The following is a 13,594-nucleotide window of genomic DNA, read 5'->3' as shown; positions in this document are numbered from 1 at the left end:
CCTGACCGATGGTCAGGGGCTTCGTCGTTGCCGGGGGCCGGGCCGGGCCGGGGCCTGGGCGGGCGGGGCCGGCGGCCCGCGCCTGGGCCGGGCCGGGCCGCAAGCCAGGTACTAGCTCGCCACTTTCTGCGCGACCCGCACCGGCACACCGGTCACCAGCGATTCCTGGGCGGCGTCGGCCACCCTGGATGCCGCCACGGCGTCCTCGGGGGTGCACGGGTTCTCCCTGCGGCCCAGGATCAGCTCCACGAAGGCTTCCATCTCGGAGCGGTATGCCTGGTCGAAGCGTTCGGCGAAGGTCTTGTGCGGCTCGCCCGCGGGGAATCCGACGCCGGCTTCGGCCGAGTCCATCGCGGTCTTATCGTCCAGCCCCACCATCAGCGAACGGCGCGAACCCTGGATTTCGAGGCGGACGTCGTGGCCCGCCCCGTTGTACCGGGTGGCTGACACGGTCCCGACCGTCCCGTCGTCGAACGTCACCAGTGCAAGGGCCGTGTCAACGTCCCCCACCTCCCCGATGGCGGGGTCGCCGTTGTTGGAGCCCCTGGCGTACACCTCGACGATTTCGCGGCCGGTCAACCATCGCAGGATGTCGAAGTCATGGACGGAGCAATCCCGGAAGAGGCCGCCCGAGCTGGCCAGGTACTCCACGGGCGGCGGCGCCATGTCGCAGGTGACGGCCCGGAGCGAATGGATCCACCCCAGTTCGCCCGCCCGGTAGGCCCGCCGGGCTTCCAGATAGCCTGCATCGAAGCGGCGCTGGTGCCCGATCTGCACCACTCCGTGCCTGTCCCGGATGTACTCCAGCACCGGCAGTGCGTCCGCCACGTTGAGGGCCACCGGCTTTTCGCAAAATATGGGGACCCCGGCGTCCACCCCGGCCTTGATCAGCTCCGGGTGCGTGGCCGTTCCCGTGGCGATTACCAGGCCGTCCGGCCCGGATGCCAGGAGCGCTTCCACTGAGGGGAGGAACTCGGCACCGAGCCCGGCCGCGACCGTCCGGGCGTGGTCTGCGGCCACGTCGGTGAGGCGGAGCCTGACGTTGATGCCTTCCGGGTTGAGGACACGGTTCAGCGCGGCGATGTTGTTGGCGTGCATGACGCCGATCCGCCCCACACCCACCAGGCCAAGGACAACATGTTTCATGCGTTCTCCCCTGCATAGACGGTGGGCGCCGCCCGGAAGGCGTCGAGTCCCGCGACGGCCACGGGAGCGCCCCGCTTGACGGACTCGATGCAGGCCAGCGCCATGGCCAGCGCGCGCCGGGCGTCCGCTGCGCCGGGGGTGAGGGTGACGTCGGACGACGACGGCACACCGTCGCGCTGTGCACGCACCGCGTCTGCGAAGTCGGCAAGTTCGTCCGTGTAGGCCTGCCGGAACAGTTCCACATTGAGCCGCGGCGTATCGGCGGACATGCCCTCCGCGGTGTAGCGGCGGGCAGCGGTCTCCGTGGCGCGGCCGGCCTGGACCATTCCCCGGGAGCCGAAGACCTCGCCGCGGATGTCGTAGCCGTACAGCGCGCTGAAGCTGGCTTCCGCCACGGCAATGGCTCCGTTGCTGTAGCGGATGGTCACCACTGCCGTGTCCAGGAAGCCCTGATCCCGAAGGCCGGGTTCCACCAGCGCGTCCGCCACGGCGTAGACCTCCACGGGCTCTGCTCCTTCGTTGAACCAGTTGAGGGTGTCGAAGTCGTGGATCAGGGTTTCGAGGAAGATGGTCCATGCCGGGACCCTGGCGGCGTTCGGGATGCTTCCGTTCCCGGGGTCCCGGGTCAGCGAACGCAGGAGTTGCGGCGTTCCGGCGACACCGGCCGCAAGGTCCTTCTTGGCAGCCTGGAAATCGTCCGCATACCGGCGGTTGAAGCCGATCTGGAAGTGCACGCCGGCCGCCTCCACTGCGGCGAGGGCGGCGTCCAGTTCCGCAAGCCCCTGGCCGGCCGGCTTCTCACAGAAAATGTGTTTTCCCGCGGCGGCCGCCTGCGCGATGAGGGAAGAGTGGAATCGGACCGGACTCGCGATGATGACTGCGTCGATCCCGGGATCCGCCAGGATGTCCTCGGCGTTGGGAGTCACTTTGGCAGCGCCCAGGGAACGGGCCAACGTCTCCGCGGCTTCAACGTTCGGGTCAGCGATGGCAGCCAGGACGGCGCCTGGGACACGGCGGGCGATGCTTTCTGCATGGAACGCCCCCATCCAGCCGGAGCCGATGAGTCCGATCCGCACGGGGGCCGGAGCTCCGGCGGGATTCTGGGTGATGTAAGCCAAGGGGTTGGTCCTTTCGATGGATATGGCGGCTTGCCCGCGGAACCGCCCCGGGTCCTCGTGGGCGGTGCCAACAACACGGCGGAGCAGGGCCGGTCCCCTTACGGGCTGGCCCTGCTCCTTCCGCGGCATTAGCTGCTGTAGGCCTTGCCGGTGGTCTGGGCCACGTCTGCTACTTCGCTCTTGACTTCCTTGACCACATCGCCGTGGCCGCCGATCTGTTCGAGTTCGTGGGCGAGCTCGGCGAGCTCGGCTCCGCCGGCCATCTGGGCGGTGAGCTCGTCGAGGGTGATGTCCTTCTTCTCGTAGTACCCGATCGACTTGCCGCGCTTGAGCAGCAGGAACCGGTCCCCCACGGGGAAGGCGTGGTGCGGGTTGTGCGTGATGAAGATGACGCCCAGGCCGCGGTCGCGGGCCTGCAGGATGTAGCGCAGCACCACGCCGGACTGCTTCACGCCCAGGGCCGCCGTCGGCTCATCGAGGATCAGCACCTTCGCGCCGAAGTACACGGCGCGGGCGATGGCCACACACTGGCGTTCACCGCCGGAGAGCTGGCCGATGGGCTGCTCCACGTCCCGGAGGTCGATACCCATCTCGGCGAGTTCGTGCTTGGTGATGTCCTTCATCTTCTGGACATCCAGGCTCTTGAACGGGCCAAAGCCGGACGTCAGCTCGGAACCGAGGAAGAAGTTCCGCCAGATCGGCATCAGCGGCACCACGGCGAGGTCCTGGTACACCGTGGCGATACCGACGTCCAGGGCGTCACGCGGGGAGGTGAACTTCCGATCCTCCCCCATGACCTTCAGGACGCCTTCGTCGTGCTGGTGCAGGCCGGCGATGATCTTGATCAGGGTGGACTTTCCGGCACCGTTGTCGCCCAGGACGCAGGTGACGCGGCCGTTGTCCACGGCCATGGTCACGTCGGTGAGGGCGACGATGTTGCCGTAGTGCTTGCCCACCTTGTCCAGGGAGAGCAGGTGCACCGGGGTGTGGGTCAGCGGATCCGTTTCGTTCTGCAGCAGGGTCTTCTGGTCGATCTGTTTGGCGTTCATTTCTCCGGCCCCTTACTTCAGTTCCGCGCGGCGCTTGACGATCAGGTTGACGATGGTGGCCAGCAGCAGCATCAGGCCCAGGAAGAACTTGAACCAGTCGGGGTTCCACTGGGCGTAGACAATGCCCTTGTTGGCCATGCCGAAGATGAAGGCGCCGATCGCGCCGCCCACGGCCGAGCCGTACCCGCCGGTGAGGAGGCAGCCGCCGATGACCGCGGCGATGATGTAGAGGAATTCGTTGCCCACGCCTTCGCCGGACTGCACCGAGTCGAAGGCGAACAGGTTGTGCATGCCCAGGACCCAGCCGCAAAAGCCCACGGCCATGAACAGACCGATCTTCGTCTTGGTGACCGGAACGCCCACAGCGCGGGCGGCGTTGGCGTCGCCGCCGGAGGCGAAGATCCAGTTGCCCACCTTGGTCCGCAGCAGCACCCAGGAGGCCACGGCCACGAGGATGATCCAGAAGAACACGGTGATCTTCACTTCGACGCCGGCAATGTTCACTGAGGAGGCGAAGACGGCGCGTGCGGAGGCAAAGCCGTCCATCTGGGCGATCGAGGGCGAGGAGACTCCGTTGGAGATCATGCGGGTCAGCGCCAGGTTCAGGCCGGTCAGCATCAGGAAGGTGGCCAGGGTGACGATGAAGCTGGGCAGCTTGGTCTTCACCAGGATCCAGCCGTTGACGAAACCGATGCCGAGTGAGACCACCAGGGCCAGGGCCACACCCACCCAGACGTTGAGCGAGAAGTACCACGCGAACATGGAGGCGGTCAGGGCCGAGCTGATGACGGCGACGCCGGTGGACAGGTCGAACTCGCCGCCGATCATGAGCAGGGAAACCCCCACGGCCATGATGCCGATGGTGGAGGAGCCGTACAGCACAGTGGCGAACGAACTCGGCTGGATGAAGGTGGAGGAAACGACTGAGAAGAAAACGAACAGGACAATGGCACCCACCAGGGCGCCGACTTCCGGGCGTCCCAGCAGCTTTTGAAACGGACTGCGGCGGCCGACCCGCTCATCCGGCGCCAGCGGTGCCGGCTTGGCTAACGTCTGTGTCATGGAAAACTCCTTGTTGGTCCGGCTGCGGGAAGACCGGAGACCGGTCCTCCCGCGGCCGGGGCTGCCTGCGACTTAGCGGACGCCCTGCTGGGCGAATTTGAGGACATCGGCGGCGGATTCCTTGTCCACGACGGTGGGGCCGGTGAGGACAGGCTGGCCGCCTCCGAGTTCAAAGCCGCCGCGGTTGTACTGCCACAGGGCGTCAATGGAGCCGTATCCCTGCAGCCAGGGCTGCTGGTCGACGGTGAACAGGACGGTTCCGTCAACGATCTTCTGTGCCAGGTCGGCATTCATATCGAACGATGCCGCCTTCGCGGAGCTGCCGGAGTCCGTGATGGACTTCAGTGCCGTCAGGGTGATGGGAGCGCCGAGGCCGATGATAGCGTCGGCGTCCTTGGTTGCCTGGAGTTTGGCCGTGATGGTGGAAGCCACTTCCGTCATGTCACGGCCGTTGACGTAGAGGATCTCCGTCCCTGCTACCTTCGCTTTCACGCCGGCGCACCGCGCCTCGAGGCCAACGTGGCCCTGCTCCTGGATGACGCAGATGGGGTGCTTGAAGTTTTGCGAGGCCAGTTTCTCACCTACCGCCTGGCCGGCGAGCTGCTCATTCGAGCCGAAGTGCGTGAAAGCGCCAAGCTGTGATGAAACGGATTCGCCGGCATTGAGGCTGACCACGGGGATGCCGGCGTCGGTTGCCTTCTTCAGGGCGTCCTTGAGGGCGTCCGGCTTGGCCAGGGTGACGGCAATGCCGTCCACTTTCTGGTCCACGGCCTGCTCGATCAGCTGGGCCTGGCGGCCGCCTTCAGGATCCGAGGTGTAGAGCAGTTCGACGTTGTCCTTTGCGGCAGCCTCTTCGGCGCCCTTACGGACGATGTCCCAGAACGTGTCGCCGGCTGCGGCGTGGGTGATGAGGGCGATCTTGATCCGGTCAGTCGTTGCGACCTGGCCGCCGCCTGCGCCACCACCGGTTTCGGCGGGCTTGCCGCCGGTGCTTGAACAGGCGCTCAACGCCATCATCGGCACCACTGCTGCAACCAGGGCCGCCTTGCGCCAGGAAAACTTAGCCACCTTAATCTCCTTTGATCTCAGGTCCCGGGCTGCCACTTTGCAACCGCCGGAGCACTGTCTACCTCGATCATGGTGATTCAGCTCACTAATGTCAATAGTTTGTCCTGACATTAGGATGTTTTGACTTGAAATGGCTTCTGGAGGGCGGCAAAAACGCCGGGGATGAAAGTCTCAGCCTTCGTCCCCGGCGCTGCAATGAGGGCACCCCGCATGCACCCCCCGGCGGATTCCCGTCAGCCGACGACTGCCGGCTCCTCGGCCGCGGCGGGAGTGGAGGCTGCCGCCGTCGTCCGGTCTTCGCCGTGCCGTTTGGCGCTGGCCGCGGCGTACGCCATCACGCCGACCCCGAGGAAGGTGATGGCGGCACCGGCCCAGATCGGCGACGTGTAACCGAGACCGGCGGTAATGGTCACGCCGCCGAGCCAGGCACCGAGGGCGTTGCCAACGTTGAAGGCGCCGATGTTCGCGCCGGAGGCCAGGGTGGGCGCGCTGCTGGCGTACTTCATGACCCGCATCTGCAGGCCGGGGACGGTGGCGAAGCCGAAGCCGCCCATCAGCACGATCGAGGCGATGGTGAGGGGCTGGCTGCCGGCGTTCAGCGCGAATGCCACCAGGATGACCACCAGCATGGCAAGGACAACCAGCAGCGTCCGGTCCACGTTGCGGTCCGCAGCCTTCCCGCCCACGGTGTTGCCAATGAACAGTCCCACGCCGAAGAGGATCAGGAGCCAGGGCACGGTGGAGGCCGCAAACCCGCTGACCTCGGTGAGGGTGAACGCGATGTAGGTGAAGGCGCCGAACATGCCGCCGTAGCCCAGGATGGTCACGAGGATGGACAGCCAGACCTGGCCGGACCGGAAGGCGCGCAGTTCGCCGCGGAGCCCGCCGGAGGCGGCACGGCCGGCACCGTCGCCCTGCCCGGTCCGGGGCACCAGGGCCAGGATGCCAATGAGCGCCAGGACCCCGATGCCGGTGATCGCCCAGAAGGTGGAGCGCCAGCCGGCCGCCTGGCCAAGCATGGTGCCGAACGGGACGCCCAGGACATTGGCGGCCGTGAGTCCGGTGAACATGATGGCGATGGCGCCGGCTTTCCTGGTGGGTGCCACCATGTCCGCGGCCACCACGGCCCCGATGCCAAAGAATGCACCGTGGGCCAGGGCGGCAACGATCCGGCCGATCATCATCAAGGAGTAGTCGGGGGCGACGGCGGAGATCAGGTTGCCGGCAATGAACAGAACCAGCAGGACGGCGAGCACGGGCTTGCGCTCAAAGCGCGTCACGGCCGCCGTGAGCAGCAGGGCACCGACGACGACGGCGAGGGCGTAGCCGGAGATCAGCCAGCCGGCCGTGGCCTCGCTGACGCGGAAGTCGGCAGCAACCTCGGGCAGCAGGCCCATGATGACGAACTCGGTGAGTCCGATCCCGAACCCGCCGAGGGCGAGGGCTAACAGGCCAATGGGCATGGCGGAGCTCCTTCAAAACTGTACGGAAAGGGGTAGGGCGCGTAAGCTATTAGTTGCAGACGCGTTATTTATTGTTGCACAAGCAGATACCACGCGCAAGCAACTATTATTTGTTGTGCCCTGTTTCATATCCGTGGGGTACGCGATTCGAAGGGAAGTACACGATGGGCATCAAGGACGACGCCGTTGAAGTCCGCGCGCAGGGGTGGCGGACCCTCGCAGCCCTGCACGGCCTGATCGAGTCGGAGCTGGAACGCTCCCTGCAGGCCGAAGCCCAGTTGTCCGTTGTCGAGTACACCGTGCTCGACGCCCTGAGCCGGCAGGACGGCTGGCACATGCGCATGCAGCAGCTGGCCCGCGCCACCGCACTCAGTGCCAGCGCCACCACGCGGCTGGTCAACCGGCTCGAGGACCGCGGCCTGCTCACACGCATCCTGTGCGCGGATGACCGCCGCGGCATTTACACGGAACTGACGGAGAGCGGCATCAGGCTGCTCGACGAGGCACGGCCCGCCCACGACGCCACGCTGGAACGGGCCCTCGCCGAAGCGCAGGAGATCCCCGAGCTGGCCCCGCTGGTGGACGCGCTGCCCCGGCTGCACGCGCACGCGTAGACCCGTCCCCCAGCCACATCCCAAGCTCCGCTTAAAGAGTTTTTGTCCAGATAATGCCCCTTTGAATCGTTCAAAGGGGCATTATCTGGACAAAAACTATTGGCGGTTGTGGTTACTTTACTGCGGTGCTTACCCGAGTTCCGCCGTCGGACGCCGCGTCCTTGACCGCAGCGTTCTTGAAGTAGTGCTCCAGGTCCTCAAGGCTCTTGTCCTTGGTCTCCGGCACCACCCGCTTCACCCACACGATGGCGGCCAGCTGGACGGCCACGAAGATGAAGAACGTCGTTGAAACGCCAATCCCGGCCACCATCTGGGGGAAGAAGAACCCGATCAGGAAGTTGATCATCCACAGCACGAACACGCAGATGCCCATGCCGATGCCCCGGACATGCAGCGGGAAGATCTCGGACATGGTCAGCCACGTCACCGTGCCGATGCAGGACTGCATGGATGCTAGGAACGTCACCATGAACAGCAGCACCAGGTAGCCGCGGAGCGTGCTTTCCGGGATCAGCATCGAAATCAGGCCGATCGCCAGCAGCGACGATGCCGTGCCCGCCAAGCCCACGATCAGCATGGACTTCCGGCGCACCTTCGTCATGAGCGACATGCCGATGATGACGGCGACCACGGACGTAACGCCGTTGACCACGTTGGCGAGCAGCGCGCCCTGGTCCCCGAAGCCTGAGCTGGAGAGGATCGAGGTGCCGTAATACATGATGGCGTTGACGCCGCTGATCTGGTTGATCACCGCCATGCCCAGGCCCACCACGAAGATGCGGCGGATCCATGGAACGGTGAGGTCCCGGAACGTTCCGAGCTTGGACTGGTAGTCTTCCCTGGCCGCCTGCCGCACTTCATCAAATTCCGTGGAGACGTCCGCCGGCGCGCGGGTCTTGCGCAGCACGTCCAGGACCTCGCCAAAGCGTCCGGCCGATGCCAGCCAGCGGGGGCTTTCGGGAAGGACCAGCATGCCGAACCAGAGCACGACGGCGGGCAGCGTCGCGATGACCAGCATCCAGCGCCACACGTGGGAGGCCTCGGGGAAGGCGTTGCCCAGGACGGCGTTGAACGTGAACGCCAGGAACTGGCCCGTGACGATCATCAGCTCGTTCTGGGTGACGATCCGCCCGCGCTGGGCTGCCGGCGACATTTCCGCAAGGTACACGGGGACGATCACGGATGCCCCGCCCACCGCCAGGCCCAGCACCGTACGGGCCAGCACCAGCAGCTCAGTGGTTGGTGCGAGGGAACAGGCAACGGTGGAGAACGCGAAAATGAGCGCGAGCGCCATGATGGTCCTGCGTCGGCCAAAGCGGTCGGACAGGCGGCCTGCGGTGATGGCGCCGAAGGCCGCGCCGAACAGCAGGGTGGACGTGACAAGCCCTTCCGTCAGCGGCGTCAGCCCGAGGTCCCGCTGCATGAACGGCAGGGCACCGTTGATGACACCGGTGTCGTAGCCGAAGAGCAGGCCGCCGAACGTCGAGAACAGGGCCACCCGACGCATGAACCCCTTGGGATTGGGAGCTGCCGTCGCAGAAGCTGCCGGACCGGCCAGGGACCGGGTCGAACTATCGGAGAGCGTCTTTTCTGTTTGCTTCATAGGGCAGCCGCTACCGTGCCTTCGCGATGTAGTTATTCATCGTGTCCAGCTGGTAGCGGGAAACCTCCGCGGCGTTCTCGTCTTCGGCGAACACGCTGGACACCATCACGGTGTCTTCACGGTCCAGGAAGCCGATTTCCTGCAGGCCGCCGAAGAATTCTTCCCAGTTCACGTCGCCGTCGCCGATTTTCAGGTGCTGGTGGACGCGGACCGGGTTGCCGGGCGGGTTGGTGATGTAGCGCAGGCCGTGCGAGGCGTGGTGGTTCATGGTGTCGGCAACGTGGACCAGCCGGAGCTTGTCCCCCGCGGCGCGCATGATGTCCAGCGGCTCGTTCTTCATGTGGAAGCTGTGCGAGGCCACGTAGACGAGGCCCACGTTCTTGGAGTTCAGTCCGCGGATGACGCGGATGGCGGCCAGGCCTTCTTCCACGAAGTCGTCCGGGTGCGGATCGATGAGGACGTCGAGGCCTTCGCGTTCGATGATGGGCAGCAGTTCTTCCATGGAGCGGTAGAAGGCGCGCTCCGATTTCTCCGCCTTCTCCGGACGTCCGCTGAATTCGGTGTTGATGGTGCCGACGCCGAGGTCCACGGTGATCTGGATGACGCGCTTCCAGTAACGGACAGCTGCTTCGCGGGCATCCTCATCCGGCCCGGACCAGCGGAGCACCGGCAGAACGGAGGCAATCTCGATCCCCACGTCCTTGCAGGCCTTGTTGAGCTGGCCCACCAGTTCGTCGTCAGCCTTCGGGTGGTTATAGAACGGGATGAAGTCGGCGTGCGGGGTCATCTGCATGTACTTGTAGCCGAGGTCCGCCACCACCCGGGGGAATTCGAGCAGGCTGTGCGAGTGGTGGAACGGCGTTGGATCAAGTGCGATTTTCACGTGGAACACTCCATTGTGGATGAGTCAGTTTTCGAACCGGGTTGGCTTAGCTGTAGAGGGCGGGCTTGGCGTTCAGTTTCACGGCGACCTTTTCGCCGTTCTTCTGCGCTTCCACGCCGGCTTCGCAGCATGCTGCGGTGGCGTAGCCGTCCCAGGCGGTGGGGCCGCCGATTTCACCGCGGAGGGCGGCGTCCACCCAGGACTGGATTTCGACGTCGTATGCCGCACCGAAACGCTCTTCGAAACCGGGGGTGACGTTGCCGCCCCAGCGGCCGGCGCTGCGGGTGTAGGGTCCCTTGTCACCGCCGATGCTGACGATGCCGTCTTCGAAGGAGGCCTGCGTGGCCACTTCGTAGCCGAACTTGGCGTTGACGTAGATTTCGACGTCGGCGAGGACGCCGGACTCGGTTTCCACAAGGACGTGCTGGGGATCGTGCTGGCCGGCCGGGGCGTTCTTCGTGGCCTTGCCCAGGCGGACCTGGACGCTGGTGATTTCTTCGCCCGTGAAAAACCTGATGGCGTCGAACTCGTGCACCACCGAGTCATTGATCAGCATCTCGTTGGTGAAACCTGCCGGAGTGGTGGGGTTCCGGTGCTGGTGGTGCAGCATCAGCAGCTCGCCGAGTTCGTGGTCGCGAATGACCTGGCCCAAGGCAGCGTATTCGGCGTCGAACCGGCGCATGAAGCCCACCTGGATGCGCTTGTGGCCCAGCTTTTCCTCGGCCTGGACGATCTTCCAGGCCGACTCGGCGTCGGGCGTGAGCGGCTTCTCGCAGAGGATCGGGATGTCCTTTTCGAGGGCCTTCAGCAGGATGTCCTCGTGCAGGAAGCCGGGCGTGGCGATGAGGACGGCGTTGACGTCCCCGTTGTTGAGGGCCTCGTCGGCGTCGGCCAGGGCCACTGCGCCCGGGATGCCTTCGATGGCTGCCTGCGCACGCGCCAGGTCTACGTCGACGACGGCGGCAACTTCAGCGCCGTGGATCCGCTTGCTGAGGCGCTGGATGTGGTCCGCGCCCATGCGGCCGGCGCCGATGACGGCGACGCGAAGGGTTTCAGTCATTGTTCTTTCCTTACGTTTCGGTGCCTGGGCGGCTGTTAGTTGACTGCCGTGCGGGAGCCGCAGGACAGCAGGTAGTTGCGGGTGCGCTTGGCGATCGGCATGGGGACGTCGAAGGCCACCGGGTACATGTCCTGCTCCACGATGCCGAAGATGGGGCGGTTCAGTGCCTCCACGGCCTCGATGACGGCGCGCAGGTCAGGCAGCCCGTTCGGCGGTTCGGTCATGACGCCGGCAAGGTTGGCTGCGGCCCAGGTCATGTTCTCCTCGTTGACCTTTTTGAGGATGTCCGGGTTGATCTGCTTCAGGTGCAGGTAGCCGATGCGGTCCGGGTAGTTCTTGATGAGCTCCAGGCTGGACGCGCCGCAGTATTCGGCGTGGCCGGTGTCCAGGCACAGGTTCAAGTACTTCGGGTCCGTGGCTCCCAGGAGGGTTTCGATGTCTTTCTGGGCTCCGACATGGGAATCAGCGTGCGAGTGGAACTGCTGCTTCAGGCCGAAGTCATTGAGCAGGGTCTTGCCCAGGCGGTTGTGGCCGGCGAACAGGTCGCTCCACGCCTTTTCGGTGAGCTGGCCGCTTTCCACTGCCTCGCCGGTGACGTCATCGCGCCACATGGCCGGGATGACCACGATGTGCTCGCCGCCCATGGCCGCCGTGAGTTCGGCGACCTTGCGGGCGGGCTCCCAGGCAGCCTCCCACTGGTCCAGGCCGCGGTGGAACGCGGTGAACACCGTTCCCGCGGTGACCTTCAGGTCGCGCTGCTTGAGTTCTTCGGCCAGGCGGGCGGGGTCGGTGGGCAGGTAGCCGTACGGGCCGAGCTCGATCCACTTGTAGCCGGATTCGGCCACTTCGTCGAGGAAGCGTTCCCACGGGGTCTGCTTGGGATCGTCCGGGAACCAGACACCCCAGGAGTCCGGTGCGGTGCCGATGATCAGCTTGTTGTCGGTCATGACAGCGTTGTCTCTCTTTTCTTACCGGCGGCGGGGATCAGTTGGACGGGAAGTTGTAGGAGGCACCCGAGGCGTGGGTGGGCTCGGGCCAGCGTGACGTAACCACTTTGCCACGGGTGTAGAAGGACACGCCTTCGGGGCCGTAGATGTGCTTGTCTCCGAACAGCGAAGCCTTCCAGCCGCCGAAGGAGTGGTAGGCCACCGGTACCGGGAGCGGCACGTTGATGCCGATCATGCCCACGGTCACGGAGCGCTGGAATTTGCGGGCGTTGGCGCCTGAGGAGGTGAAGATGGCGGTGCCGTTGCCGTAGGGGTTGGAGTTGATCAGCGCGATGCCTGCATCCAGGTCCTCCACGCGGACCACGACGAGGACGGGTCCGAAGATTTCCTCGGTGTAGGCGGTCATTTCGGTCTTGACGTGGTCCAGGACGGTGGGGCCGACCCAGAAGCCTTCCTCGTGGCCCGGGACCACCAGGTCGCGGCCGTCCACCACCATGGCGGCGCCGGCGGCTTCCGCTTCGGTGACGATCTTGACGATCCGGTCCTTGGAAGCGGGCGTGATGACCGGGCCCATTTCGGCGTCGGGCGCGGTGCCGTTGTTGACCTTGACGGCGAGGGCGCGCTCCTCGACCTTCTTGACCAGCAGGTCGGCGGCATCGCCGACGGCGACGGCAACGGAGATGGCCATGCAGCGTTCGCCGGCGGAGCCGAAGGCGGCCGCGGCGAGGTGGTCGGCGGCGTTGTCGAGGTCGGCGTCGGGCAGCACGATGGCGTGGTTCTTCGCCCCGCCCAGGGCCTGGACGCGCTTGCCGTGCTTGGTGGCGGTCTCGTGGACGTACTGCGCGATCGGAGTGGAGCCGACGAAGGAGATGCCGTCCACGTCCGGGTGGGTCAGCAGGCCGTCAACGGTTTCCTTGTCGCCGTGCAGGACCTGGAAGACGCCGTCGGGCAGGCCGGCCTGCTTCCAGAGCTTGGCCAGCAGCATGGACGCGGAGGGGTCCCGTTCGGAGGGCTTGAGGATGAAGGCGTTGCCGGTGGCGATGGCCATCGGAGCCATCCACAGCGGCACCATGACCGGGAAGTTGAACGGGGTGATGCCGGCGACGACGCCGAGGGGTTCGCGGAAGGAGAAGACGTCGATGCCGGTGGAGACCTGGTCCGAGTAGTCGCCCTTGAGCAGCTGCGGGATGCCGCAGGCGAACTCGATGACTTCCAGGCCGCGGCCGATCTCGCCCTTGGCGTCGGAGAGGACCTTGCCGTGCTCGGCGGTGATCAGTTCAGCGAGGTCGTCTACATGGGCGGCCACGAGTTCACGGAACTTGAACAAAACGGCGGTGCGCTTGGCCAGGGAGATGTCCCCCCAGGTGTCAGCGGCGGCGCGCGCGGCGGCGACGGTGGCGTCCAGGTCCGCCCGGTTGGCCAGCCGCAGCTCGCCGGAGACCTGGCCGGTGGCCGGGTTGTAGACGGGCTGGGTGCGGGTGCCTTCGCCGGCGGTCTCGGCGCCGTTGATGAAATGGTTGATGGTGGCGGTGCTCTGATGCGTGGTGGTAGTCATGGGACTCTTCCTTGAGTGGTTGAAGG

At 65.8% G+C, this 13,594-nt stretch carries 12 protein-coding genes; 1 reads left to right on the top strand and 11 read right to left on the bottom strand.

Annotated elements, in window-relative coordinates; genetic code table 11:
• Nucleotides 1-111: 111 nt before the first annotated feature.
• The 6 genes from RW112_RS17835 to RW112_RS17810 form a co-directional block, all read right to left on the bottom strand.
• Complete coding sequence (locus RW112_RS17835; RefSeq protein ID WP_317783041.1) at nt 112-1,146, bottom strand: Gfo/Idh/MocA family oxidoreductase; 1,035 nt, start codon at nt 1,144-1,146, stop codon at nt 112-114.
• Complete coding sequence (locus RW112_RS17830) at nt 1,143-2,264, bottom strand: Gfo/Idh/MocA family oxidoreductase (RefSeq protein ID WP_317783040.1); 1,122 nt, start codon at nt 2,262-2,264, stop codon at nt 1,143-1,145. The genes RW112_RS17835 and RW112_RS17830 overlap by 4 nt, the downstream gene beginning before the upstream one ends.
• A 128-nt stretch (nt 2,265-2,392) precedes the next feature.
• Nucleotides 2,393-3,313 carry an ATP-binding cassette domain-containing protein gene (locus RW112_RS17825; RefSeq protein ID WP_317783039.1) on the bottom strand — a complete coding sequence of 307 codons (921 nt, stop codon included), beginning with the start codon at nt 3,311-3,313 and terminating at the stop codon, nt 2,393-2,395.
• Nucleotides 3,314-3,325: 12 nt separating this feature from the next.
• On the bottom strand, nt 3,326-4,375 hold the full coding sequence (locus RW112_RS17820) for an ABC transporter permease (protein WP_305939888.1): 1,050 nt from the start codon (nt 4,373-4,375) through the stop codon (nt 3,326-3,328).
• Between the two features lie 72 nt (nt 4,376-4,447).
• The gene (locus tag RW112_RS17815) at nt 4,448-5,443 is read right to left on the bottom strand and encodes a substrate-binding domain-containing protein (RefSeq protein ID WP_317783038.1); all 996 of its coding nucleotides are present in this window, start codon (nt 5,441-5,443) and stop codon (nt 4,448-4,450) included.
• 233 nt (nt 5,444-5,676) lie between these two features.
• A complete protein-coding gene (locus RW112_RS17810; RefSeq protein WP_317783037.1) occupies nt 5,677-6,906 on the bottom strand; it encodes an MFS transporter in 1,230 nt (409 codons plus the stop codon).
• Nucleotides 6,907-7,070: 164 nt separating this feature from the next.
• Here RW112_RS17810 and RW112_RS17805 point away from each other — a divergent pair, with 164 nt between their 5' ends.
• Nucleotides 7,071-7,520, top strand: a complete 450-nt coding sequence (locus RW112_RS17805; protein WP_317783036.1) for a MarR family winged helix-turn-helix transcriptional regulator — start codon at nt 7,071-7,073, stop codon at nt 7,518-7,520.
• A 112-nt stretch (nt 7,521-7,632) separates the two neighbouring features.
• Here the strand turns inward: RW112_RS17805 and RW112_RS17800 are convergent, their stop codons facing one another.
• From RW112_RS17800 to RW112_RS17780, 5 genes are read right to left on the bottom strand one after another with little or no spacing between them, the layout of a single operon-like run.
• Nucleotides 7,633-9,123, bottom strand: coding sequence for a sugar porter family MFS transporter (locus tag RW112_RS17800; RefSeq protein WP_317783035.1), 1,491 nt, complete (start codon nt 9,121-9,123; stop codon nt 7,633-7,635).
• A 10-nt stretch (nt 9,124-9,133) separates the two neighbouring features.
• Entirely contained in the window at nt 9,134-10,006 is an 873-nt protein-coding gene (locus tag RW112_RS17795; protein WP_317783034.1) for a sugar phosphate isomerase/epimerase, read from the bottom strand.
• Between the two features lie 46 nt (nt 10,007-10,052).
• Nucleotides 10,053-11,066: a Gfo/Idh/MocA family oxidoreductase gene (locus RW112_RS17790; protein ID WP_317783033.1), complete on the bottom strand. Its 1,014-nt coding sequence runs from the start codon at nt 11,064-11,066 to the stop codon at nt 10,053-10,055.
• 35 nt (nt 11,067-11,101) lie between these two features.
• Nucleotides 11,102-12,013, bottom strand: a complete 912-nt coding sequence (locus RW112_RS17785) for a sugar phosphate isomerase/epimerase (RefSeq protein WP_317783032.1) — start codon at nt 12,011-12,013, stop codon at nt 11,102-11,104.
• Between the two features lie 37 nt (nt 12,014-12,050).
• The gene (locus tag RW112_RS17780; protein WP_317783031.1) at nt 12,051-13,568 is read right to left on the bottom strand and encodes a CoA-acylating methylmalonate-semialdehyde dehydrogenase; all 1,518 of its coding nucleotides are present in this window, start codon (nt 13,566-13,568) and stop codon (nt 12,051-12,053) included.
• Nucleotides 13,569-13,594 lie beyond the last annotated feature (26 nt).

It is taken from the genome of Arthrobacter sp. B10-11, assembly GCF_033142195.1.
In the GTDB taxonomy this organism is placed as follows: Bacteria; Actinomycetota; Actinomycetes; order Actinomycetales; family Micrococcaceae; genus Arthrobacter; species Arthrobacter oryzae_C.
Note: the sequence above shows the minus strand (reverse complement) of the source record. Positions and strands in the feature narration are given on the sequence as shown.